Origin of the sequence: Leucobacter chironomi DSM 19883 (assembly GCF_000421845.1) — a bacterium.
In the GTDB taxonomy this organism is placed as follows: Bacteria; Actinomycetota; Actinomycetes; order Actinomycetales; family Microbacteriaceae; genus Leucobacter; species Leucobacter chironomi.
Window position 1 is genome coordinate 104,071 of record NZ_ATXU01000001.1, and the last position, 23,830, is coordinate 127,900.

21 protein-coding genes are annotated in these 23,830 nt (G+C 71.1%); 8 read left to right on the top strand and 13 right to left on the bottom strand.

Features of this window, described 5'->3' with window-relative positions:
• From H629_RS0100400 to H629_RS0100415, 4 genes are read right to left on the bottom strand one after another with little or no spacing between them, the layout of a single operon-like run.
• Positions 1-795 carry an ABC transporter ATP-binding protein gene (locus H629_RS0100400; RefSeq protein ID WP_024355379.1) on the bottom strand — a complete coding sequence of 265 codons (795 nt, stop codon included), beginning with the start codon at positions 793-795 and terminating at the stop codon, positions 1-3.
• Positions 792-1,628: an ABC transporter permease gene (locus H629_RS14695; protein WP_024355380.1), complete on the bottom strand. Its 837-nt coding sequence runs from the start codon at positions 1,626-1,628 to the stop codon at positions 792-794. The genes H629_RS0100400 and H629_RS14695 overlap by 4 nt, the downstream gene beginning before the upstream one ends.
• The gene (locus H629_RS0100410; protein WP_024355381.1) at positions 1,628-2,404 is read right to left on the bottom strand and encodes an ABC transporter permease; all 777 of its coding nucleotides are present in this window, start codon (positions 2,402-2,404) and stop codon (positions 1,628-1,630) included. The genes H629_RS14695 and H629_RS0100410 overlap by 1 nt, the downstream gene beginning before the upstream one ends.
• A 4-nt stretch (positions 2,405-2,408) precedes the next feature.
• Positions 2,409-3,416: an ABC transporter substrate-binding protein gene (locus H629_RS0100415; RefSeq protein WP_024355382.1), complete on the bottom strand. Its 1,008-nt coding sequence runs from the start codon at positions 3,414-3,416 to the stop codon at positions 2,409-2,411.
• Between the two features lie 203 nt (positions 3,417-3,619).
• On the opposite strand from H629_RS0100415, the gene H629_RS0100420 reads away from it, so the two are divergent.
• On the top strand, positions 3,620-4,216 hold the full coding sequence (locus H629_RS0100420; protein ID WP_024355383.1) for a TetR/AcrR family transcriptional regulator: 597 nt from the start codon (positions 3,620-3,622) through the stop codon (positions 4,214-4,216).
• A 114-nt stretch (positions 4,217-4,330) separates the two neighbouring features.
• Here H629_RS0100420 and H629_RS0100425 read toward each other — a convergent pair whose 3' ends face one another.
• Together H629_RS0100425 and H629_RS0100430 are read right to left on the bottom strand one after the other, a co-directional pair.
• Complete coding sequence (locus tag H629_RS0100425) at positions 4,331-5,863, bottom strand: ABC transporter substrate-binding protein (protein ID WP_024355384.1); 1,533 nt, start codon at positions 5,861-5,863, stop codon at positions 4,331-4,333.
• A 77-nt stretch (positions 5,864-5,940) separates the two neighbouring features.
• Entirely contained in the window at positions 5,941-8,259 is a 2,319-nt protein-coding gene (locus H629_RS0100430) for an arylsulfatase (RefSeq protein WP_029746369.1), read from the bottom strand.
• A gap of 122 nt (positions 8,260-8,381) precedes the next feature.
• On the opposite strand from H629_RS0100430, the gene H629_RS0100435 reads away from it, so the two are divergent.
• Together H629_RS0100435 and H629_RS0100440 are read left to right on the top strand one after the other, a co-directional pair.
• Positions 8,382-9,062, top strand: a complete 681-nt coding sequence (locus H629_RS0100435; RefSeq protein WP_024355386.1) for a TetR/AcrR family transcriptional regulator — start codon at positions 8,382-8,384, stop codon at positions 9,060-9,062.
• Complete coding sequence (locus H629_RS0100440; RefSeq protein WP_024355387.1) at positions 9,059-10,081, top strand: formylglycine-generating enzyme family protein; 1,023 nt, start codon at positions 9,059-9,061, stop codon at positions 10,079-10,081. The genes H629_RS0100435 and H629_RS0100440 overlap by 4 nt, the downstream gene beginning before the upstream one ends.
• A 71-nt stretch (positions 10,082-10,152) precedes the next feature.
• Here H629_RS0100440 and H629_RS0100445 read toward each other — a convergent pair whose 3' ends face one another.
• Positions 10,153-10,896, bottom strand: a complete 744-nt coding sequence (locus H629_RS0100445) for an SDR family NAD(P)-dependent oxidoreductase (protein ID WP_024355388.1) — start codon at positions 10,894-10,896, stop codon at positions 10,153-10,155.
• Positions 10,897-10,906: 10 nt separating this feature from the next.
• Complete coding sequence (locus H629_RS0100450) at positions 10,907-12,496, bottom strand: GMC family oxidoreductase (RefSeq protein WP_024355389.1); 1,590 nt, start codon at positions 12,494-12,496, stop codon at positions 10,907-10,909.
• A 347-nt stretch (positions 12,497-12,843) separates the two neighbouring features.
• Here H629_RS0100450 and H629_RS0100455 point away from each other — a divergent pair, with 347 nt between their 5' ends.
• The gene (locus H629_RS0100455; protein ID WP_024355390.1) at positions 12,844-13,434 is read left to right on the top strand and encodes a TetR/AcrR family transcriptional regulator; all 591 of its coding nucleotides are present in this window, start codon (positions 12,844-12,846) and stop codon (positions 13,432-13,434) included.
• A 56-nt stretch (positions 13,435-13,490) separates the two neighbouring features.
• Here H629_RS0100455 and H629_RS0100460 read toward each other — a convergent pair whose 3' ends face one another.
• The 3 genes from H629_RS0100460 to H629_RS0100470 form a co-directional block, all read right to left on the bottom strand.
• Positions 13,491-14,627, bottom strand: coding sequence for a phosphotriesterase family protein (locus H629_RS0100460; RefSeq protein ID WP_024355391.1), 1,137 nt, complete (start codon positions 14,625-14,627; stop codon positions 13,491-13,493).
• On the bottom strand, positions 14,624-15,772 hold the full coding sequence (locus H629_RS0100465) for a phosphotriesterase family protein (protein WP_024355392.1): 1,149 nt from the start codon (positions 15,770-15,772) through the stop codon (positions 14,624-14,626). The genes H629_RS0100460 and H629_RS0100465 overlap by 4 nt, the downstream gene beginning before the upstream one ends.
• A gap of 109 nt (positions 15,773-15,881) precedes the next feature.
• Complete coding sequence (locus H629_RS0100470) at positions 15,882-16,856, bottom strand: methyltransferase family protein (RefSeq protein WP_024355393.1); 975 nt, start codon at positions 16,854-16,856, stop codon at positions 15,882-15,884.
• 289 nt (positions 16,857-17,145) lie between these two features.
• Here H629_RS0100470 and H629_RS0100475 point away from each other — a divergent pair, with 289 nt between their 5' ends.
• Positions 17,146-17,868 carry an alpha/beta fold hydrolase gene (locus H629_RS0100475; protein ID WP_024355394.1) on the top strand — a complete coding sequence of 241 codons (723 nt, stop codon included), beginning with the start codon at positions 17,146-17,148 and terminating at the stop codon, positions 17,866-17,868.
• A 146-nt stretch (positions 17,869-18,014) separates the two neighbouring features.
• Here the strand turns inward: H629_RS0100475 and H629_RS0100480 are convergent, their stop codons facing one another.
• Positions 18,015-19,013: an aldo/keto reductase gene (locus H629_RS0100480; RefSeq protein WP_024355395.1), complete on the bottom strand. Its 999-nt coding sequence runs from the start codon at positions 19,011-19,013 to the stop codon at positions 18,015-18,017.
• Positions 19,014-19,174: 161 nt separating this feature from the next.
• On the opposite strand from H629_RS0100480, the gene H629_RS0100485 reads away from it, so the two are divergent.
• A complete protein-coding gene (locus H629_RS0100485) occupies positions 19,175-19,933 on the top strand; it encodes an SDR family NAD(P)-dependent oxidoreductase (RefSeq protein ID WP_024355396.1) in 759 nt (252 codons plus the stop codon).
• A gap of 164 nt (positions 19,934-20,097) precedes the next feature.
• On the opposite strand, the gene H629_RS0100490 is transcribed toward H629_RS0100485, so the two are convergent.
• Positions 20,098-21,528: an amidohydrolase gene (locus H629_RS0100490; protein ID WP_024355397.1), complete on the bottom strand. Its 1,431-nt coding sequence runs from the start codon at positions 21,526-21,528 to the stop codon at positions 20,098-20,100.
• A 182-nt stretch (positions 21,529-21,710) separates the two neighbouring features.
• Between H629_RS0100490 and H629_RS0100495 the strand changes: the two genes are divergently transcribed.
• Positions 21,711-22,826, top strand: coding sequence for a zinc-binding dehydrogenase (locus H629_RS0100495; protein ID WP_024355398.1), 1,116 nt, complete (start codon positions 21,711-21,713; stop codon positions 22,824-22,826).
• 41 nt (positions 22,827-22,867) lie between these two features.
• The gene (locus H629_RS0100500; RefSeq protein ID WP_024355399.1) at positions 22,868-23,830 is read left to right on the top strand and encodes an aldo/keto reductase; all 963 of its coding nucleotides are present in this window, start codon (positions 22,868-22,870) and stop codon (positions 23,828-23,830) included.

Genomic DNA, 23,830 nt, shown 5'->3' on the forward strand with positions numbered 1-23,830 from the left:
CTACCCCGCCCGCCGGATCAGCTCGAAGACCGCCGTGCGCAGCTCGGCGAACTCGTGCGTCGCCCGCGTGGCGATCTGGTCGCGTTCGCGGCCGAATCCGATGTCGATGATCTCGGTCACCCGCGCCGGCCGCTCGCCGAGCACCACGACGCGGTCGGAGAGGTAGACGGCCTCGTCGATGTCGTGGGTGACGACCACGATCGTCATGCCGAACTCGTCGCGGATCTTCAGGCAGAGGTCTTCGAGCTCGAAGCGGGTCTGCGCGTCGACCGAGGCGAAGGGCTCATCCATGATGAGCACCTCGGGGCGGTACGCGATGGCGCGGGCGATCGCGACGCGCTGCTGCATGCCGCCCGACAGCTGCCACGGATACTTCGACTCCGCCCCCGCCAGCCCGACCGCGGCGAGCGCAGCGCGGATGCGCTCTTCCCGCTCCGCAGCCGGCAGGCGCAGATGCTTGAGCGGCAGGCGCACGTTCTTCTCCACCGTGAGCCAGGGCATCAGCGAGCGCGTGTACTCCTGGAACACGAGCGCCATCTCCTCCGGCGGGCCGTCGATCTGCTTGCCGTCGATCCGCGCCGACCCCGAGGTGATCGACTGCAGCCCCGTCAGGCACTTCAGCAGCGTGGTCTTGCCGATGCCCGACGGGCCCACGATGCAGACGATCTCGGCGGCGTGCACGTCGAAGGTGAGGTCGGCGATGACCGGCACCGCGCCCTTCTTCGTGTCGTAGGTCTTCGCGAGGCCCTGCACGCTCAGGCGGGGCACGGCCTCGGCTGCGACGGTGGCGGTCATAGGTTCTTCTCCTGCTGTCGGATGGCGATGTACCAGCGCAGCACACGGCGCCGGAAGGTGGCGAGCAGGGCGGTGGCGACGTAGCCGATGATGCCCAGCACGAGGATGCCGACCCACATGTCGGCGATCATGAACGACTGCTGCGCGAGCAGCGTGCGGGCGCCGAGCCCGATGGACGATCCCAGCATCTCGCTCGCGATCATCACGACGAACGCGGTGATGAGACTCACCTGCATCCCCGAGAGGATGCGCGGGCTCGCCTCCGGCAGCGCCACCGAGAAGATCCGGTCCCAGCCGCCCAGACGGTAGATGCGGCCGACGGCGCGGCGATCCGGATCCGCGGCGTGGATGCCGTCGATCGTCGAGATCAGCACCGGGAACACCGCCGACAGGGTGATCGAGAGGATGCGCGTCTCATTGCCGAAGCCGATGAGCGACACGAAGATGGGCACGAGCGCGACGGGCGGGATCGCGCGGAAGAAGTGGATCGTCGGTTCGACGAGCCACGACAGCCAGCGCGACATGCCGAGCGCGATGCCGAGCCCCACGCCGATCACGCAGGCGAGCGCGAAGGAGAGCAGCAGATTGCCCACCGAGGATCCCACGTCGCCCCAGAACGCGGGGGTCGCGGCGAGCGACGCCAGGCGCTCGAGGATCGTCTGCAGCGGAGGGAAGAACGTGTTGGTGGAGTTCGCGGAGGCGAACCACCACACGGCCAGGAGCAGGATCGGTACGAGGATCTCCGCACCGATCAGCGCCCACTTGGGGAGCCCGCTGCGCTGCTGCCGTCGCGCCTCGCGCGTGCGGATGAGCACGGTCGACGTCATGGTCATCAGGACACCTGCTTCCGGTACTGGGGGTGCCAGTGCAGCAGGCGGCGCTCGCCCCACTGGCTGAGACCCTGCACGACGAGGCCCAGGATGCCGAGCACGAGCACGTAGGCGAAGAGTCGCGGCTGATTGCCCGTGATCTGGGTCTGCACGAGGCTCTGGCCGAGACCGGGGCCACCGCCGATGAGGCCCGCGACCACCGCGACGATGAGCGCGGTGGGTGCGGCGACCCGCACGGCCGTACCGATGTAGGGCAGCGCGCTCGGCAGCACGATGTTCCACAGAATGGATGCGCGGCTCAGCCCGTACGACTGGCCCGTGGCCTTCGCCACGGGATCGGTGTCGAACACGCCCGCGGAGGCCTGCACGACGATCGAGACGAAGCAGCCGATGAACACGAGAAAGACGCCCATCCCCGCCGTCGGCCCCAGCACGAGCACCACGACGGGCAGGATCACGATCGGGGGAATCGGCTTCAGGAACTCGAGCGGCACGCGGGTGGCGTGCATCGCGAGCGGCGAGACTCCGACGCCGATCCCGAGCAGCACGCCGGCTACGGTCGCGATCGCGAGCCCCAGGATCGCCATCGAGACGGTGTCCCAGGTGGCGGACCACATCTCAGGCGTGACGACCAGGCGGCTCAGCTCGCCGATCGCCTCGCCCGCGGTGGGCAGCGGCGAGCCCGCGAGAGGGCCCGCCGCCGCCAGCTGCCAGACGCCGAGCGCGATCAGCGCGCCGAGGGCGCCGATCCCCCACTTCAGCAGTCGAGAGTCTTGCACGGGGTCACTCCGAGACGATCACACCGGCGAGATCAACCGGCTGGGCGAGGAAGCCGAGGGCCACCATCTTCTTGTTGGGCCGCTCGAGATCCTCGGGGTTCACGACGGTCGGCCACACCGGCACCTTCACCTGATCGACGGTGAGCTGAGAGTCGGTGTAGTCGAGGCCGGCCTGAATCGCCTCCTCCGGGTGCTCGGTGGCCCACTCGTTCGACTTCACGATGGCCCGCTGGAAGGCGGCGATCGCCTCGGACTTCTGCGAGACGGTGCCCGCGCCGGCGGTCCAGAGGCCGGTCGCGCCGGTCTCGAAGAAGCCGATGGAGGGAGCGGAGAGTTGCTCGGCCCCGGCCGAAGCGGCCTCGGTGGTGAAGGGGCTCACGAGTCCGGCAGCATCGACCGTGCCGTTCTGCAGGCCGGCCACCGCGGAGGTGAAGTCGAGCACGACCCAGTTCACACCGGTCGCGGGGTCGATGCCCTCCTTCTCGAGCTCACCGGCGATGACGACCTCGAGCTGGGCCTTGCGGGCCGGCACCGCGATGGTTTTGCCCTCGAGGTCGGCGACCGAGTGGATGTCGCTGCCCACGGCGGCGAACAGCCCGGTGTCGTCGAACTTCGCGGGATCGTCGATCTCGGAGGCATCCGCGGGGTAGCCGTCGGCGGCGCCGATCACCTTGATGTCGACGCCCTGGCTGAGCGCGTTGAGCAGCGGGATGCTGGGCGAGTAGGCGATGTCGACCTGACCGCTCTGCACGGCGGCGAGGCCGGCAGGCGGATTCGCGACGACGGAGGTCTCGATCTTCAGTCCCTCCTCCTCGAAGAAGCCCTGCTCGATGCCGCCGATGAGGCTGCCGTCGGAGGTGAGGCCGATCGTGGCGACCTTGAGAGTGGTGAGCTCGCCGCTGCCGCCGTCGGCGGGCGCTTCGGCTGCTCCCCCGGAGGAGCAGGCGGAGAGGACGAGCGCGGCGACCGGGAGGAGCGCGAGCGCGCCCACCAGGCGGTTGATCTTCTTCATGTGTTTCGACTCCTTCGTCGGCCGGGGCGGCAGCGATGACGCGCACCGTTTCCATTAATCACCATTCGGTGACTAAAGAATAATCTCCAAGCGTCCACTTTCGATAACGCTCGGGTAACGATTAATCACCACACGGTGACGAAAACCGCGGCAATGCGTTGAGACTGGAGGACCTCCCTAGAATTCAGGGAGAAGGGAGACACATGCCGAAGATCGTGGACCACGACGAGCGCCGCGCGCACATCGTCGAGGCGGTCACCCAGATCATCATCAGGGACGGCTTCGACCGCGTCACCATGCGCGAGATCGCTGCCGAAGCCGGCTACGCCCACGGCGCCATCGCACGCTACTTCCCCGACAAGAAGAGCCTGCTCACAGCCGCATTCCTCGAAGTCTTCCAGAAATCCCACGAGCACACCCTGCACCGCACCCGGGGCGTGCGCGGGCTCGAGGCCCTCCGGCAGATGTTCCTCGAGCTCATGCCCCTCGAAGCCGACGGCCCACAGCGCTCCCGCGTCGTGCTCTCCTTCTGGGACCGCGCCGCCCAGGACACCGAGCTCTGGGAGATCCACCACGAGAACATCGCGCGCCGTCGCGGCCTGATCCGGCGCTTCCTCACCGAGGCGCGCGAAGACGGCGAGCTCGCTCCCGGGATCGACATCGAGAACGCCGTCAACCGCGTCTCCGCGCACAACGCCGGCTGGCAGATGATGGCCGTACTCGTGCCCGAAGCCGCGAACGACACCAGCATCATCGCCAGCATCGACTCCATCATCGCCGAGCTGTCGGCGACGCGCTGACCGCTGCGCGCTGACCGCGGGCCGGAGGCCGGGCTGACGGCGACGTGACGACGGCCCCGCGCGGATCCCGAGAGTATCGATCCGCGCGAGGCCGCCGAGCGCAGGACGCCGCGATCAGCCCGCGGGCCGGATCTGCCGCAGCGTCGGGAACATCATCCCCGTGACCGGGGTGAGTTCGATGCCCGGATCGGTCAGGAACACGTTGTCGGACTGGTACCAGGGCACGAACCAGCCCGCATCGGTGATCATCTCGTTGAGCTCGACGATCTCCGCGTTCTGCTCATCACCGCGGGGAGCCGCGAGCGCGGCGTCGACCTGCGCCTGCAACTCGGGGAACTCCGAGATGTCGGGCTCCGGGTTGTACCACTGCGGCACGGTCAGCTGACGGGCGATCGTCGCCACGGGATCGGAGTCGACCGCCAGCGAGACGATGAACATCGGATAGGTGCCGGCGTTCGACTGGTAGTCAGCCATCTGGTACTCGTCCCAGGTGAGACGGATGCCCAGCTCGCCGAAGGTCTGCTCCACGATCGGCTGCCACGGCTGGAACGCGGGCGCCATCGGCATCGCGATCTCGAAGCCGTCGGCATAGCCGGCGTCGGCGAGCAGCTGCTTCGCCTTCGCCATGTCGAACGCGTAGCGCTCGTCGATGGCGCCGTCGTAGCCCGGGTACCCCACGGCGAACACCTGACGGCTCGGCTCCCCGAGCCCCTGAGCGACGGTGTCGAGCAGCGAAGCGCCGTCGAAGGCGTAGTTCAGCGCCTGCCGGACGCGCTCGTCACCGAGTGCGGGCACCTGGCTCCCCGTGTGATCGTTGATCCGCAGCCCGGCCCACGAGGCGATCTTGCGCGCCACGCTCCACCCGTTGGACTCGGCCGTCGAGAGCATCGACGCATCGGCGAAGATGACGTTGACCTGACCCGCCTCCATCGCGTTGAGACGCGCCGCGGGATCCTGCAGCGGCACGATCGTCACGGTGTCGAACGCGAACTCGTCGGCGGCCCAGTGGCCCGCCACCTTGTCGAAGCGGTACTCCGCCCCGGGCACCGTGGCATCGCTCAGCGTGTAGGGACCCGATCCCACGGGCGCCTCGGCAGCCGTGCCGGCTTCGATCACCGACGGAGCGATCATGTAGCTGCGCCCGAGACCCATGAAGTAGAGCAGCCGGTCATCCCGCTTCTTCATGCGGATCTCCACGGTGTCGGCGTCGACCGCTTCGAAGCCGTCGACGTTCAAGTAGGCCTCCTGCGAGACGATGCCCGTCTGCAGGAACTCCAGGTTCTCGACGACCGCATCGGCGTCGAGCTTCTCGCCGTTGGAGAACTCGGCGTCGTCCCGGATGTCCATCGTGATCGTGAGCGAGTCGTCGGACACCTCCCAGCCCGTGGCGAGCGCGGGCACCGGCTGGCCCTCGCCGTCGAGTGCGATGAGCGGATCGTAGACCGCGGAGAGGTAGGGGCCGTTGAAACCGATGTCCGCGGCGCTCGGATCCCAGGTGACGAGATCGAGGAAGTTGCCGACCTTGAGCTCCGAGGGAGCGTTCGACTGCCCGCCGTCTGCGGCGGCGCCGTCGCCTCCGCTCGCGCACGACGTGAGCACGAGACCTGCGGCGGCGACCCCGGCAACGGCGGCGAGGATGCGTTTCATGGTGTTCCTTTCGAGAAGGGTGTTGGTTGGGTTGGGTTGGGTTGGGTTGGTCTTGCGAGAGATCTGCGGGCGAGGAGCTACTCGGACACCGCCACGGCCGCCGCGCCGATCGCGTGGATGACCGTGCGATCGTGGCGGGAACGGGCTCCGGGCACGTAGCGGAGGCGGGCGATGGCGCCGCCGCGGAAGCGGAACGTGCGGTGCCGCTCGTGCACTTCCCAGTCGACGGGCCCGCCGTAGTCGTAGCCCACGCTGATCCCGGTGAACGGCGCCATGCCCAGCAGCATCGGCACCTGGGGGATCTCGGCGGAGAGCACCCCATCGACCTCCAGCCGCAGCCGCCAGCGCAGCCCCTCGAGCTCATCCACGCGCAGCACGAGCTCGCGCGCTCCGGGCTCGAGCGCCCCGCCCCGAGCTCGGTGCATCTCGCCGTAGGCGTTGTAGGAGACGAACGGCGCGCCGTCCTCGATCGCCAGCAGATAGCCGCCGCCCTGATCGCCGTGCGCGACCACCGCACCGGCCGCACCCTCGCCGAGCACGAGCGACGCCTCCACCGCGAACGACTTCAGCACCGTCAGCTGCGCCGCGCGGAAGCGCTCCAGCGGCGGACGGAACGGCACGAGCGTCACCGGCGCCGCAAGCGGCAGCTCGGTCTCCGGGCGATTGGAGAACAGGGATCCGTCATCGGCGATGGGGAACACGGTGTTGCGCCACGCCTCCCCGCGCCACCGCTCCGCGAGCCGAGCCAGTCGCCGCGGCTGCTCCGCCGACAGATCGCGGGTCTCAGTGGGATCCTCCGCGAGGTGATAGAGCTCCCAGCCGTCCGGGTCGGCGACGCCCGCGGTCGGGGGCGCCGGCGCGATCGCCTTCCAGCCTTCGTCGACCAGGGCCCGCGATCCGGCCACCTCGAAGTACTGGCGCTCACGACCGGAAGCAGCAGGATCCCGCAGCATCGGCGCGAGACTGGCCCCGTCGAGTTCGAGCGTCGGGCGCCCCGCGCGGTGAGCGAGAGGGGCGACGCCCGCGAGTTCGAGCAGCGTCGGGGCGAGATCCGACACGAAGGCCTGCTGGTGCCGCTTCCCCGCAGGACCGTACTCCGCGGGGGCCGCGGGCCACGACACGATGAGGGGCGCGTGCACCCCGCCCTCGTAGAGCGAGCCTTTGAACGAGCGGAACGGCGTGTTCGACGCGCGCGCCCACCCGGCAGGGTAGTGGCCGTGCACGCGCGGACCGCCGATGAGGTCGACCGACCGCGGCACATCGCGCACCCAGTCCTCCGGCATCGGCAGACCGGCCACGAACTGCGAGAAGTAGCTGCGAGTGCCGCCCGATCCGCCCTCCGCTGTGCCCCCGTTGTCGCTCGCGACCACGATGATCGTGTTGTCGAGCTCGCCCAGCTCCTCGAGGCGCGCGATCAGGCGCCCGAGACTCTGGTCCACCTCATCGACGGATGCGGCGTAGACCTCCATATGCCGTGCGAAGAGTTCCCGCTCCGCACTCCCGAGCTCTTCCCAGGAGGGGATCCGCCCCGCCCCGGCGCGATCGTCGTCGGGCAGGATCGCTCCCTCCGGCACGATCCCCATCCGCCGCTGGCGCGCGAAGCGCTCCGCGCGCAGCGCATCCCAACCCGCCTCGTAGCGGCCGCGATACTTCTCGATGTCGGCGGGCTTCGCCTGCACCGGACCGTGCACCGCCGTGTGCGCGAAATAGAGCAGGAACGGCTTCTCGGCGTCGTTGACCCTCAGTTCGTCGATCATCGCGATCGCGTGCTCGGTGAGATCGTCGGTGAGGAAGTAGTCGTCGGCGAACTCCGGCACATCCACCACCGAGTTGTCGCGCACGAGACGGTGCGGATGGTACTGGGTGGTGAATCCGTCCATGCAGCCGTAGTAGCGGTCGAAGCCGCGCTGCAGCGGCCAGGACGACTTGTCGGCGCCGTCGTGCATGCGCGATTCGACGGTGAGATGCCACTTGCCCACCATGAAGGTGGCGTATCCCCCGGCGCGCAGCGACTCGGGCAGGGTCGCGGAGTCCTCGGGGAGCTGGCAGGTGTATCCGGGATAGCCGGGGTCCACGTGAGCGACGAGGCCGAACCCCGCCCGGTGGGGGTTGAGCCCGGTGAGCAGCGAGGCTCGGGCGGGCGAGCAGAGGGGCGCGGTGCGGTAGCCGGTGAAGGTCCACCCGTGCTCCGCGAGACGGTCGACGTGCGGGGTGTCGATCTCGCCCCCGAACGGTCCGAGATCGCTGAAGCCGAGATCGTCGACGAGCATCACCACGATGTTCGGCGCTCCGGTCGCTGAGCGAACGGGCTCCGGGAACCAGGGGGTCGAGGCCGAGGCCAGCTCTTCCACGGCTCCCCCGAACCCCTCGTATCCACGCGCCTCGGGTCGCTGCACCTTGCACTCCTCCACGTTAGAGACCAATCGGTCTCCAAAACGTAACACACTTTCGAGACCATTTGGTCACAAATGAATCACTCGATACGCTGGGAGCACCCCAGCCCCGAATCGAGAGACCCATGCCGAAGATCGTCGACCACGACGCCCGCCGCGAGCAGATCGCAGAGGCCGCCTGGCAGATCATCGCGCGCGACGGCTTCGACCAGCTCACCATGCGGCGCATCGCCGCCGAGGTCGGCACGACGCACAGCGCGCTCGCCAGGTACTTCCCCGACAAGGAATCGCTCCTCATGGCAGCCTTCCTCCGCACCCGAGAACTCGCCGACACGACGATCGCGGCCCGCACCTCGGGGCGGACCGGGATCGACGCCCTGCGCGAGTTCTGCCTCGCCGTCCTCCCCTTCGGCGACAGCGGAACCCTGCACGCACGCGTCGGTCTCGCGTTCTGGAACCACGCCGCGCAGCACCGCCCCTTCTGGAAGACGCAGCGGGAGCACGCGCAACGCTGGCGCACGAGCATCATGCGCATGCTCGAAGAAGCCCGCGAGGCTGGCGAGATCCCCGAGCGCATCGACCTGACCACGGCCTCGGACGAAATCGCCGCGGCGAACATGGGCTGGCAGACCATCAAGCTCCTCATGCCCGAGTTCGCCACCGACGATCGCATGCGCGCATCGCTCGACACCCTGCTCGCGAGCATCGGCTCGGCCTCGCGCCCCACGGGCGACCGTGCAGCCGGCCATGACGCGGACGCGCCGCTCCGGGCGCCCGGCCCGCTCGCCGAGGTCGTGGTCCCGTGAACGACGCGCACAGCACTCCGCACTGCTGCGGGCCGGCGCGAGCCGAGGCGGCGGAAGGCTCCAAGCCCCCTGCACCGCTCAACCTGGAAGTGCGGCCTCTCGCTCCCGCCCCGGCCGGAGCGCACGAGATCGAGCAGTGCCGCATCCCGGCGGGCACCTTCACCATGGGCGACGCCTCCGGCGACGGCCTCGCCGCCGACGGCGAGCTCCCCCTCCACCGCGTCGAACTCGACGCCTTCGAAATCGATGCGACCCCGGTCACGAACGCGCAGTTCGCCCGCTTCGTCGAGCACACCGGGTACGTCACCGACGCCGAACGCACCGGTGCCTCCGCGGTCTTCCACCTGCTCGTCGCAGCCCCCACCGCCGACATCGCCGGCCCCATCGCCGGCACGCCCTGGTGGATCGGGGTGCGCGGCGCCGACTGGCGGCACCCCGGCGGCCGGGCCTCGTCGCTCGCCGGGCTCGATCAGCACCCCGCCGTGCACGTCAGCTGGCACGACGCCCTCGCCTACTGCGCGTGGGCCGGGCGGCGCCTGCCCACCGAGGCCGAGTGGGAGCGCGCCGCCCGCGGCGGGCTCGCAGGGGCCACCTACCCCTGGGGCGACGACCCGATCGACGGCAGCGACGGCATCTGGCGCGCCAACGTGTGGCAGGGCGTCTTCCCCGCACACAACACCGCCGCCGATGGCTGGATCGGCACCGCGCCAGTGCGCTCCTTCGCCCCCAACGGCTACGGTCTCTGGCAGTCCGTCGGCAACGTCTGGGAGTGGTGCGCCGACCGCTTCGACCCCGACTACTACACCGTCGCCCCGCTCGCGAACCCGCGCGGGCCGGAAGGCGACGACCCGCTCGGCGGCGAGCGCCGCGGCGAGGGCGGCGGCGAGCGCCGGGTGCTGCGAGGCGGCAGCTACCTCTGCCACCCCTCGTACTGCAACCGCTACCGCAACTCGGCGCGCTCCAGCAACACCCCCGACTCCACGATGGGCAACGCCGGCTTCCGCACCGTCGCCGCCTGACACGGCCGGGCGCCGGGGCAGGAAGGGCGCCGGAAGGGCGAGGGCGCCGGGAGACTCCCGGCGCCTCCCGCTCAGACCGCCGTCGTCAGGTAGCCGCCATCGACCGGCAGCACCGCGCCGTCGATGAACGACGCCGCATCCGAGGCGAGGAACGCGATCACCGCCGCCACCTCCGACGCCGCCCCGAACCGCGCGAGCGGCGTGCGCGACAGGATCCGCTCCTTCGCACGTGCATCCAGCCCGTCCGCGAGCGGCGTCTCGATCCACCCGGGCGCCACGCAGTTCACCCGGATGCCGTCACCGGCCCAGGCCTCCGCGAGCGACTTGGTGAGCTGCACCACGCCGCCCTTCGCCGCCGAATAGGCGACCCGCGAGCCACCCCCGAAGAACGCGAACATCGACGCGATCGTGATCACCGACCCGCCGGACGCTGCGAGCAGCGGACGCGTCAGCTCGGCGACGCGGTACACCGCGGCCAGCTGGATCGAGAGCACCGTGTTGAAGGCCTCCCACTCGAGCTCGCGCTCCCCCAGGCTGATACCCGCGGCCGGCACGAGCACGTCGAGCCTGTCGAACCCGGCGACCACGCCGCGCAATGCGGCATCGTCGGTGACGTCGACCTCGACCAGCTCGACATCGAGACCCGGCGAGACCCTCGCCCGCTCCGCGCCGAGCCCGGCCGCGACCACGCGCGCGCCGAGCCCCGCGAACGCCTCGGCGGCCGCCAGGCCGATGCCCGAGGTACCGCCCGTGATCAGCACGGTGCGGCCCTCGAACAGACCCGGCGCGAGAGCCGGAACCCCCGGCGACGCCACCGCGATCCGCCTAGCGCTCACCGGCGAGCACGAACTTCGCGCCCTGCTCGCCGATCAGCACCGCAGGAGCGTTCGTGTTGCCCGTCGTGACCCGGGGCATGACGGACGCGTCGATCACGCGCAGCCCGTCCACCCCGTGCACCGCGAGGCGCGGCGACACCACCGCCAGCTCATCGACGCCCATCTTGCAGGTGCCGACCTGGTGGTGGTACGTCGCCACCGTGTTGCGCACGTAGTCGATCAGATCATCGCCGTCGCCCACCTCGGGTCCCGGGTACACCTCGGTCGCACCCCAGCCGCCCTCGTCGGGCGCGGCGGCGAGCGCCGCCTGGCTGCCGATCCGCCGGCACTGCCGCACCGACGCCACCAGCGACTCCACATCGTGCTCGGCCGTGAGCGCCTGCGGGTCGATCACCAGCGGATCCTCCGGGTTCGGGCCCGACAGGCGGATCTCGCCCCGCGACTCCGGCGTCACGAGCCCCGCCATCAGCGAGAAGCCGTTGGCGCCCTTCGGCTCCAGGAAATCGCCGTACATCGGCACCGAGAAGTTGATGGGCTGCGTATCCGGGCGATCCAGCTCCTCGCGGCTCTTCCAGAACAGGTGCGTCTGCGTCACCGACACGCCCTCGCGCGGCGGGTCGATCGGCTTCTCCGTGTCGAAGATCACGGGCGCGAGATAGTGGTCGTGCAGGTTCTTGCCCACACCGGGGAGGTCGACGCGGGGCTCGATCCCCGCCTCGCGCAGCTCATCGGCGGGGCCGATCCCGCTGCGCAGCAGCACCCGCGGCGAATCGATCGCGCCCGCCGCGAGGATCACCTCGTCGGCGAACAGCTCGCGCACCTCGCCGCCCTGCGCGAAACGCACCCCCACCACGCGCGGGCGCTCGCCCGCGGTGTCGTCGGCCCCGTCGTCGGAGAAGATCAGCTCGTGCACGTGGCAGCCCACCTCGAGGGTGAGGCGATCCCGCACCGGCTTCACATACGCCATGTACGTGTTGAAGCGCTTGCCGTCGCGCACCGTGATCTGCTGCTGCGCGACGCCCTCGATCGATGCGCCGTTGTAGTCCGGGTTGTGCGGCAGACCCTCCTCGACCGCGGCGTCGATGATCGACTGCTGGATCGGCGACAGCTCGTACTCGTCGGTGACGTCGAGCAGCCCCTCCGCGCCGTGCAGCGCCGGCTCCCCGCCGCCGCGGTAGTTCTCGATCGCGCGGTAGACGGGCAGCACGTCATCCCAGGACCAGCCGTCGTTGCCGAGCGAAGCCCAGTGGTCGAAATCCTGCGGCACGCACCGCACCCAGATCATCGCGTTCAGCGAGTGCGAGCCGCCCAGCACCTTGCCGCGCGGCCAGTGCAGACGATGACCGTTCGCGCCCGGCTGCGGCGTCGTGTAGTAGTCCCAGTCGTCGGACGAGTGCCACAGCTCGCCCATGCGGCTGAGATCGTGGATCGCGGGGTTGGTGTCCTCCCCGCCCGCCTCGAGCAGGGTCACCTCGACCCCGGCATCGGCGAGCCGGCGGGCGACCACCGAGCCGGCCGATCCCGCGCCGACCACGATCGCGCTCTTCGGTGCGCGCGCAGATCCAGAATGCTCCGACATCAGAACTCCTCTCGCGTGCGGCTCCTTCGCCGCACCCCGCTCAGCCTCCCATCAGCGGTGCCCCCGCGTCGAGAGCGGCCCCGGAGTCGTGCTCGGAGGCGCAAGCCCCCTGCCGCTCCGGTCAATCGACGGTTCAGGGCGGGCGCGCCCCGGCCGAGAGCACCGAAAGGCGAGAAACGCAGCCCGGGCCGCGGATTCCCATGCGTTTTTCGCCTTTCGAGCGAAGGGCGGGCGCAGGAGTGCACGCGCAGGAGGGCGGATCGCCGGGACGCGGTGCGTCTCGGGGTGCTCGGCAGTTTTTCGTCTACACTGGAGGAGAAAGCCAACGCTTGCCGGAGGATGCCTCAATGCCGAAGATCATCGACCACGATCAGCGCCGCAAGGAGATCGTCGACGTCACCTGGCAGCTCATCGTGGAGGGCGGCATCGAAGCGGCCACCATGCGCGAGATCGCCGCTCGGGCCGGCTTCGCGAACGGCGCCCTCAAGCACTACTTCTCGGGCAAGGACGCCATCATCGAGGGCGCGTACGAGCGCTCGCTGTCACGCATCCAGGGCCGCCTCGCAGCGCACGTCGAGGGCAAGCGCGGCATCGAGGCGCTCGAGATGTCGATGCGCTACACGCTGCCCACCAATGAGGACGCCACCGCGGCGCGCGTGCTGCTCTCGTTCTGGGAGCGGTGCGCGTTCAGCAGCGAGATCGACCACGACTACGGCGAGCATCTCACCAGCTGGAAGGCCGGATACCTGCAGTACCTGCGCGAGGGACGCGAAGACGGCGACATCGTCACCGAGACGCCCGACGAGCAGCTCGTCAGCGAGATCGTGCTCATGAACATCGGCGCCACGGTCACCCGGGTCGTGAGCCCGGAGCATCTCAACAGCGCCGTGCTCGACGCCCAGGTCACCGACTTCGTCGCGCGCCTGCGCCGCCCCTGACGCCCTGCGACGCCCTGGCGACCCGGGGCGCGACCCGGGCTTCCTGCGCTCCGGCCTCAGCGCCCCCGCGGCGCCCGGAAGGCGAGCACCCGCGCCGGGTTCTCCACCATGATGCGGTCGATCGTCTCGGGCGCGACGCCGAACTCGGCGAGCACCGGCAGGAAGTGATCCATCACGTAGCCGTAGCCGTGCCCGCCGTAGCGCCGCAGCTGCACGCGCTGGCACACGTCGCCGCCCAGCACGAGCTGCGACCCCCAGCCGTCGGCGACGAGCTCGGCGAAGCCGCGCGCCACCGGGCGATCGGTGAACGGGAAGAGCGTGCCCCACGGGCTGCCCGTCGTGCCCAGGAAGTCGGCCTCGACGGCGACGCCCCTGGAGAGCAGACGGCGCGCGAGGTCCATGTCGTCTGCGATGGTGCCCGCGTGCCCGAAGACGACGGAGCGCGGATCCGCCCCCTCCTCCTCGAGCGCGTCGAGCACCCGCAGCTTCGCCTCGCCCCAGCCGCCCATGTGCAGGGTGATCGGGGCGCCGGTGATCGCGGAGGCGCGGCCCGCGGCCCGCACGCTGCGCATCTCCTGGGGATCGACGGGGTCGCCCTCGGCGCCCACCTCCCCGATGATGCCCGAGCGGATCGCGGCCCCAGAGGCCGCGGCGCCCGGGCTCGCGCCGTCGACACCGGTCACGATGTCGCGCACGATCTCGGCGGTGAGCTCGTCGAGGCTGCGCTCGGCGAAGCCGACAGGGTGCAGGTCTTTCTGATACCAGCCGGCCCCCATCACGATGTGCAGGCCCGATGCGCGGCTGAGCCTCGCGAGCGCCCGCGCGTCGCGGCCGACGCCGCTGGGGGTCACCTCCACCATGGTGCCGCCACCCTGGCGCGCGAAGTCGCCCACTTCGTCGAGGGCGGTGTCGAAGTCGCCGAGCACGTCGTTGTCGACGTTCGGGCGGCCGCGGCGCACGGCGGCGAGCGCGTCGAGGGTGAGCGGATCCCGAGCCGCCGCGTCCCACTCCCCCGGACGGGGGTTCGCGGTGTGCGCGGGGCGCCTGATGTCGAGGAAGATGTGCTCGTGCATGAGGGTGGGGCCGAGCTGCTCGGGGCGCACCGGGCCGAGCACGGTCTGCACCAGCCCTTCGAGGTTCGGGATCTCGAGCCCGTCGAGCGCGGGCGCCGCCTGCGTGGTGCGATCCGTCATTCCCCTGCTCCCTCGTTCGTGGTGCGTGCGAGCATCCGGGCCGCGTTGCCGCCGCCGACCGCGCTCACGACTGCGTCGTCGGCTCCCAGCATGCGCAGGTAGGGCAGGAACTGCGTCGCCGCGAACTCGAGTCCGTTGCCGCCGAAGGCCGTGAGCCGGTGCTTGTTGCGGATCCCGCTGCTGAGCACGATGCGGTTCGCCGCGCCGCGCTCGGCGGCCCGCAGGATCGCGACGGCGATGTCGTGGTCGGAGACGACGGTGCGCACGTTCGGGATGCGCCCGAGGTCGTCGAAGCAGACCGTCGGGCCGAGATCGAGGAGTGCGTCGAGACGGTGGAGGTCGGCTCCGTCGCCCCGGTCGCTCGCGATGAGGCCGGCGGCCCCGGTGAGGATCACGCGCGAGCGGTCGAGCCCGGCCGCGTCGACGGCGCGGAGCGCCCGTGCGAGCACGGCGAAGCGCTCGGCGCCGTCCGCGGGCGCCGGTGCGACGGCCCACGGGTCGGCTGCGGGCGCGAGCACGAGGCTCACCCCTCCGGCATGGGCGGCGGCTGCGGCGGATCGGATCGCCGCGCAGGCGCGATCCTGCTGCGCGTCCGGGGCGTCGACGCCCGGCAGCGGGATCGCGCCGACGATCCCCGCGGGGTGCTCATCGGCGGAGAGCTCGGCCGCGATGCGGGCGGCCGCGACCTCGGGATCCGGATCGCCATCGGAGCCGGCGTCGGCGCCGCTAGCGCCGTTGGTACCGCCGGTACCGCCGGTGCCCTCGGCACCGTTGGCACCCCGCACGATGGCGATCCCGCTCGCCCGGCTCAGGCACGCGAGCGCGCCCGGGCGGGCTGTCGACCCGTGCCCGGCGAGCGCGATGAGCAGCGGCACCGGCCCCTCGCCCACGGCGGCCGCGAGCGCGTCGAGCGCGGCCTCGGCATCGGGCGCCGCGAGCGTTCGGTCATCGGTGTTGACCGCTCCCAGCATGAGCCGGCCCAGCGCCGGCATGTCGACGGGGCTGCGCTCGAACTCGGCGTCGCCGGCGGGGACCCCGGCGTTGCCGCGTCGCTCCGCAGGGGCGCAGAGCAGGGTTTCGGCGGCGAGCACGAGCCCCGCGGAGCTCGCCTCGACGGGCGCCAGCACGGTCTCGATGACGGGCATTCTGCGATCCTCCAGTGATCATCGCCGCGACCCGGCCGGGCCCGGCGCGAGGCGGGGTGCCACGGCTCCGACGCGTCGGAGCCGTGGCACCCCGCCTCTGCGGGCGCTGTTAGACCGCGGTCGCGACGAGCACGCGCGGGCTGCCGGGCAGCGCGACCAGGCGGTCGAACTTCCAGCCGCTCTCGGCCAGCCAGCCCTCGACCTGCGCGATCGGGTAGACGACCGTGCCGTCGATGTTGAAGTACTCGCCGGCGTGCAGCGCGTCGATGGGGCGCTGCGTCTCGTCCTCGTCGAGGAAGAAGTCGAGCAGCATGAGCGTGGCGCCGTCTGCTGCGGCGCCGCGGGAGGCACGCAGGATGGCCTGGTTCTGCGCCTCGTCGAAGCGGTGCAGCACGTGGGTGAGCAGCACGAGATCGTGCTCGCCGCCGGGCTCGGTCGACTCGGTCGGCCCCTCTTCGAGCGCGATGCGGTCGGAGACGCCCGCCTCCTCGGCGGCCTGGGCGATGCCGTCGGTGAAGCCGGGCGCGTAGACGAAGCGGGTGGTGAGCTCGGGGTTCTGCTGCATGGCGGCCACCGAGAAGCCGGCGGCGAGCCCGCCGAAGTCGAGGGCGTTGCGGTACTGCGAGAAGTCGAAGGCCTCGCCGAACTGCTCGGCGTGCAGCGCGTTGTAGGTCATCACGCCGGCCATGAAGTCGCCCCAGCCGGCCTCGTCGAGGTCGAGGGTGCCCGCCTCGTCGGAGTCGACGGTCTTCTCGTAGCCGAGCCACTGCTTGTAGCTGATGTCTCCGAGGAAGGCGATGAAGGGGGTGAGGTCGATCTCGCCCTTGCCCGAGAGGTACTTCTCGGCGTCGGCCTCGAGCGAGTAGACGCCGTTCTCGCGGCGCAGCAGGCCGAGGCTGTTCATCGCGTCGGCGAGGGTGCGCACCTGGCGCTCGGAGTGCTGCGTTGCGGCGGCGAGCTCGGAGAGGTTCTTGGGGCCTTCGGCGAGCGCCTTGAAGAGGCCGATGCGGGCGGCGTTGTCGAGCTGCTTCGCGCCCATGAAGCCGATAGCGATGTCGACGATGCGGGTGGGGGTTGCGGTCATGCGAGTCGTTCCTTACGATTCAGGGCCGCCCCGGTCGAACGGGACGACGGTGTCCGTGGTGTGGCCTGCCGGAAACTCTACATACGTAGACATAAAAAGTCCAGCGGTGCGTAAGTTTATTTTCTACTAACATAGAAAAATAGAGATGGCGGATCAGGCCGCTCGCCCTCCCGGGCCGCGCAGGCGGCGCCGGGCAGAGCCGATCGCGGCCCGCGCTCCGAGCGAGCATCCAGCCGCCTCACCGAATCCCGTCCCACCGTTTCACCGTTTCACCGTCGAAAGGTCGATCATGGCACTCAGCGTCCACCACTTCCCCGCCGCAGGCTCGCAGCAGCCCCCGGTCGTACTGCTGCACGGCTTCGCGTCGAGCGCGTCCGAGGATTTCCTCACCACCGGCTGGGCCGAGGCCCTCGTCGCCGCGGGCCGCACCGTCATCGCGGTCGACCTGCCCGGCCACGGCGGCAGCCCCGCCGTCGCAACGGCCGATGAGGCCTCGACCTCGGCGGTCGTCACGGCGATCCTCGATGCCGCCGCGACCGTCGCCCCCGAGGGCGACCTCGACGTCATCGCGTACTCGCTGGGATCGCGGCTCGCGTGGGAGCTGCCCGCCGTGTCGCCCCGCGTGCGGCGCCTCGTGCTCGGCGGGCTCAGCGTCTTCGAGCCGTTCACCGCGGTCGACCCCGCAGAACTCGACGCCGTGCTCGGCGGTGCAGAACCCGCGAACCCCCTCGTCGGCATGATAGCCGGCATGATCTCGGCGCCCGGCCGCGACACCGCGTCGCTCGCGAAGCTGATCCCGGGCCTCGCGAGCGAGCCCTTCGCGCCGCAGCAGGGCGGCCCCGAGGTGCCGACGCTCCTCGTCGCGGGCAGCGACGACCAGATGACGCAGGACGTCGAACAGCTCGCCGACGCGCTGCCGCAGGCCTCGCTCACCCACGTGCCGGGCGACCACCGGGCGGCGCTCGACAGCCCCGAGTTCCGCGAGGCCGCGATCCACTTCCTCGCCCAGTAGGGGCACCGCCCCGGCGGGCTGCTCATCGAGTCGGCCCCCAAGCATCGAGTCGGCCCGGAATTCGCGTGAATTCCGGGCCGACTCGGTACGAACAGGCCGACTCAGCGGGCCGCCGGGCGGCCGCGTCCGCCGGGCGGCCGCGGCGGCTAGGCGGCGGGCGGGGCCCAGACGCCGTCGGCGCGCACCTCGCGGTCGAGCCAGAGGCCGGCCGCGGCCTCGCGGATCCGCTCGGCGCCGACGCTCTCGAGCAGCGTGATCGCGCCGAGATTGTCATCGAACTGGCGCACGCTCGATGTGCCGAAGAGCACGTTCGCGGTCGCGGGGTTCGCGAGGCAGAACGCGATGCCGAGCTGCGCGGGGGTCGCGTCGAATGAGGCCGCGATGCGCTGCACCTCGGGGTAGGCGGCGACGATGCGCTCGCGGATGCCACCCACGTCGGCGCCGATCTTGCGCTGCGGGTTGAGCTTGCCCACGAGGATGCCGCCCTCGAACGCATTGGAGGCCTGCAGCGCGAGCGCGCCCTCCTCGAACCAGCGGCCGTAGAACTCCCCCTCGGCCATGCTGCGCCGCACGAGCCCGTACTTGAGCTGGGCAAAGCAGGGCGGGGTGAGACCCTCGGCCGCGGCGGTGTCGAGGGCGAGCTGCAGCGACTCGGCGGGCCAGTTGTTGACGCCCCAGCTCGCGAAGCTGCCGCGGTCGATCTCGGCCTGCACGTCGCGCACCACCTGGGCGATGTCGATGTCGCCCATGAAGTCGCCGACGACGACGGTGTCGAAGCTGTCGGGCCCGCCGGCGCCCGCTCCGATGCGTTCGAGCGACACGTCCATCTGCCCCGCGAAGCCGGTCTGGGGGTACTCCCACAGCCACAGCTTGCCGCAGAGCTGGTAGTCGGCCCGGGCGAGGCCGAGCTCGCGGATCGCCTCGCCGAAGAGCAGGTCGGTGCGCGAGGCCTCGGCGTGCGGGCCCATGTTGTAGTAGGCGACGTCGAAGAACGCCGACCCGACGTCGACGGCGCGGCGGATGAGCGCGAGGCGATCCGCCGCCTCCATGCGATCCCAGATGTTCCAGGAGCCGAGCGCGAAGACCGGCACCTCCGGCCCGCCGGGTCCGAGCTTCCGAGTGGGAACCTTGCCGTTGAACTCCACAACCGCCTCCTCGCAGTCTGCGCTTCGGGATCCGGAGCCGCTGTCGCGAACCCGTTGCCCCTTTATTTTCTACGATCGTATAATATAAATGAGGATCGATCCAGCACTGCTCCCAGCAACGCTCGGATCACCCCCACATCCGCATCGACGAAGGAGTCACCGTGACCTCACCCACCCCCGGCAGCGCCGGATTCCGCACCGTCCTCGTCACCGGCGGCGTCGGCGGCATCGGGCAGGGCATCGCCCGCGCCTTCATCGCGGCGGGCGACCGAGCGATCCTCGCCGACCGCGACGCCGAGGCCGTGACCGCCGCAGCCGAGGCGCTCGGAGCCGAAGCGCTCCCCCTCGACATCACCGACGCCGCCGCAGTCGCGCAGGCACTGCAGGGCCTCGCAGAACGCGGCGGCGTCGACGTGCTCGTCAACAACGCCGGTATCCTCTCCGTGCACGGCGCCGTGACCGAGCTCGAGCCCGAGGCCTACCGCTCGATCCTCGAGGTCAACGTGATCGGCACCTTCACCATGATCCAGGCCTTCGCGAAGCACCGCATCGCGGCCGGAGGCGGCGGCACGATCGTCAACATCTCGTCGATCGGGGGCCGCCAGCCCACCCCCGGCATGGGCGCCTACGAGTCGAGCAAGGCTGCCGTGGACTCCGTCACCCGGTGGGCCGCCATCGAGCTCGCCGCGCACGGCATCCGGGTGAACGCGGTCGCCCCCGGCCCCGTGCTCACCCCGATGCTCGAGATGGGCATGCCCGAGGGGTCGCCGGCGCGCGAAGCCTGGTCGAGCCGCATCCCACTCGGCGATCTCGCCAAGGTGACGGACATCGCGCCGGCCGTCGTGTTCCTCGCGAGCGAGCACGCGGGTCACATCACCGGCGTGAGCCTCGCCGTCGACGGCGGTCAACTGCTCACCTGAGCCCCGAGGGCGGGGCGGATCGGCGGCGCGCCGATCCGCCCCGCCCGGCACCGCCGGTCGAGGCGGTGCCGACCGAGGCGGTGCCGACCGAGGCGGTGCCGGTCAGGGCGCTCCCGGCCGAGGCGGTGCCGGAGCCTGCCGTAGCAGCCCCGGCCCCGCCGCTGCTATCGCTCGAAGATCACGCGGCCGTCGAGCACGGTGAGGTCGACGGGAACCTCGGGCAGGCCGGCGGCGCCGACCTCGAAGGGGTCGCTCGCGAGCACCACCAGGTCGGCGACCTTGCCGACCTCGACGGTGCCCTTCCACGACGCCGCCCGGTCCTGGGCCGCGGGCACCGCGGTGTAGGCGCGCAGCAGGCGGTGCAGCCGGGCGCGCGCGGCGTCGGGCGAGGCGTCGCCGCCCATCGCGACGATGCGCTCCTCGGCGGCAGCGATCCAGTGACGCCAGTCGTGGTGCAGCACGGGCGCGTCCGACGAGAGCACGAGCACTTCGGCGTCGAGCGCGGCGCCGAACTGCCAGGCCTCGGCGGCGGCGTCGGGGCCCATCATCGCGGTGAGCCACGCGCCGGTGATAGATGCGATGCCGGGCTGCGCGTTGAGCCACACGCCGAGCTCGGCCATGCGGCGCACCTGCTCAGCGGTGGCGAGGTCGCCGTGGATGATGACGTGGCCGAGCTGCTGGGCGGAGGGGGCACCGGGCTGGGCCGCGGCGTCCGCGATCGCGTCGAGGGCGAGCCCGATGGTGCGGTCGCCGGTGGCGTGGAGGCCGATCTGCAGGCCGGCGGCGTGCGCGGAGCGGATCATCTCGGCGAGCCGTTCGGCCTTCTGCTCGATGCTGTCGCCGTTCACGAGCAGGTCGCCGTGGGTGCCATCGTCGTAGGGCCGCTCGGTCCAGGCCTGGCGGGAGAGCGGGATGAGGTCGCCGAAGATCTTGACGCCGGGCATGTTGAGCCAGGCGGGGTCGGGTTCGGGTGCGGCGGCGGCGCGCTCGCGGATGCCGGAGAGCACCGTCTCGACGTCGCTCGGCCCGTCGAGCACGCCGTACAGGGCGAGCATGGTGACGCGCTGCCGCAGCTCCCCCGCGGCGGCGAGCTCGCGGTAGACGTCGAGCACTTCGCTGTGGAAGCAGCCGGTTTCGCCGTCGTCTTCACCGGGCCCGATGCCGGGTTCGGTGTAGCTGGTGATGCCGACTTCGGAGAGCATGCGGCCGGCGGTGAGGATCGCGGTGCGACGGGCCTCGCGGTCCGCGGCGAGCACGCCGCTCACCTGCGCCGCAGCCTCGGGGTCGGGGGCGCCGAAGAAGGTGTGGGGCCAGCGGGCTCCGAGCCAGGTGGCGTGCAGGTGGGAGTCGTTGATGCCGGGCAGCAGTGCGCGGCCGTCGAGTTCGATGACGCGGGTGCCTTCGCCGATGAGCGGTTCGATCTCGGCCCGCGCGCCGACGGCGAGGATGCGGCCGTCGGCCACGGCCACCGCGTCGGCGCGGCTGCCGGTCTCGTCCATCGTGAGCACGGCGCCGCCGAGCAGCACGAGGTCGGCGGTTCCGCCGGGTGCCGTGGGGGCGCTGCCGCCCGTGGTCGCCGCACTGCGCCGCGTCATGATGCGCTCCGCTTCGGTGTCATGGATGCACTCCGTCTCAGTGGATTCTCTCGCAACAGCGAGGCCCGCGACTCATCAGCGAATCGGGGCTTCCCGTTTGGGTCAACGTATGTAGAATAAAACCACATCCTCGGCATCCGGGCAACGACGCCATGCCGACATCCCACGGAATGGAGCTTTCGATGACGATTCCCACATCCACGCGCGCAGCCGTGCTCACCGAGCACGGAGCCCCGCTCGAGATGCAGGAGCTGCCCCTCCCCGACCGCATCGAGCCGGGCGCCGCGCTCGTGCGCATCACCTGCACCACCCTCTGCGGCACCGACATCGAGATCTGGGCGGGCAAGATGACCTTCCCGGGCATGCTGCCGATGGTGCTCGGACACGAGATGGTGGGCGAGGTCATCGCCGTTGGCGACGGCGCGGTCGACGCCCTCGGCGAGCCGCTCGCGGTGGGCGACCGGATCGGCTGGTCCGAGTCGGTGTGCGGCCAGTGCTTCGGCTGCACCGTGCTGCGCCAGCCGGTCGCGTGCTCCCGGCGCGGCTACGGCTTCCTGCAGCGCAGCGACGTGCCGCCCTACGCCACCGCCGGCCTCTCGGAGTACGCCTACGTCACCCCCGGCGCGCAGAAGCTGCGCCTCCCCGCCGAGGTCAAGGACACCTGGGCCTCCGCCGCGGGCTGCGCCGCGAAGACGGTGCTGCGCGCCTTCGACCGCGCGGGCGGAGTGCGCCCCGGATCCCGCGTCGTCGTGCAGGGATCCGGCGCGCTCGGGCTGTTCGCCACCGCCGTCGCCAGCATCTCCGGCGCCGGCACCGTCATCACAGTGGGAGCGCCGGCCCCCCGCCTGGCACTCGCCGAGCGCTTCGGCGCCACCCACACGATCGACATCGCGGGCGGCTCCGAGGCGACGATCGCGCGCGTGATGGAGATCACCGGCGGCCAGGGCGCCGACCTGGTGCTCGACTTCGCCGGCGCGCCGAGCATCGGCCCCGAGGCCATCGGCATGGCCGCCCAGCGCGGCACCGTCGCCATCGTCGGCTCGACCGGCCCCACCGGCGACCCCTTCCCGCTCTCGGCCATCATGGGCAAGGAGCTCACCGTCGTCGGCTCGCTGAACGGCGACGTCTCCGACTACTTCCGCTCCATCGAGTTCTTCCGCACCTTCGCCGACCGCTTCCCCTGGGACGAGCTGTTCTCGCAGCCCTGCGGCCTCGCAGAGGCCTCCGACCGCATCGCGAACATGCACCGGCTGGGCGAGGTCAAGGCCGTGATCGATCCGCGGATCGACGCGTCCTGATCCGCCGCCGCGCCGCACGCAGACTCCACGAAAGGATCCCCATGACCACCCCCGTTCCCCGCCGCCGCATCGGCCGCAGCGAGCTCGAGACCTCCGTCTTCGCCCTCGGCTCGTGGCACATCTACGACCGCATGCACTTCGAGGACGCCGTCGCGATGGTGCGCACCGCCGTCGACCGCGGCATCAACCTCTTCGACGTGGGCGTCTACGGCGCCCCCGGCATGCCGCCCGCCTTCACCGACGTGCTGTTCTCGGCGATCATCCGGGCCGTGGGCGTGCCACGCGACGAATACCTACTCTCCGAGAAGCTCTGGCTCGAGGGCTGGGACGCCGACCGCGGCTTCCGCCCCCAGCTCGAGAACGCCCTCTTCCGCGTCGGCGACGACCACGCCGACCTCGTGATCCTCGGCGATCTGCGCCGCGACGACCTCGAACTGCGCGACATCGCGCTCAGCCTCGACGAACTGCAGCGCGCGGGCCTCATCCGCGCCTGGGGCGTGAACAACTGGTCGGCGTCGAACGTGCAGGCCCTGCTCGACATCGCAGCGGCCGAGGGCATCGCCGCCCCCGAGATCGCGCAGCTCAAGTACAGCGTCTCCCGCCGCTCCATCCCGGACGGCGAGCCGTTCGCACGGCTGTGGGAACAGGGGCTCTCCATGCAGGCCTCCGACGTGATGGAGGGCGGCTACCTCGCCGGCAAGGTGTCGACGGAGCGGGAGGTCGGCCGCGATCCGGGCGGCATCCGCCAGCGCATCATCGACGACGTCCCCGCCTTCGTCGCCCTCGCCGAAGAACTCGGCGGCACCCCCGCGCAGCTGGCGGTCGCGTTCACGCTCACCCACCCGGCGACCGCGACCACCCTGTTCGGCACGTCGAGCGCGGCACAGCTCGAAGCCAACCTCGGCAGCCTCGAGCTGCTCGACCGCGTCGGCGCCGAGACCATCCGGGCGCGCGTCGAACCGTTCTGGGCGGACCGCGGCCTCGTCGATCCCGAGGGGCCGTGA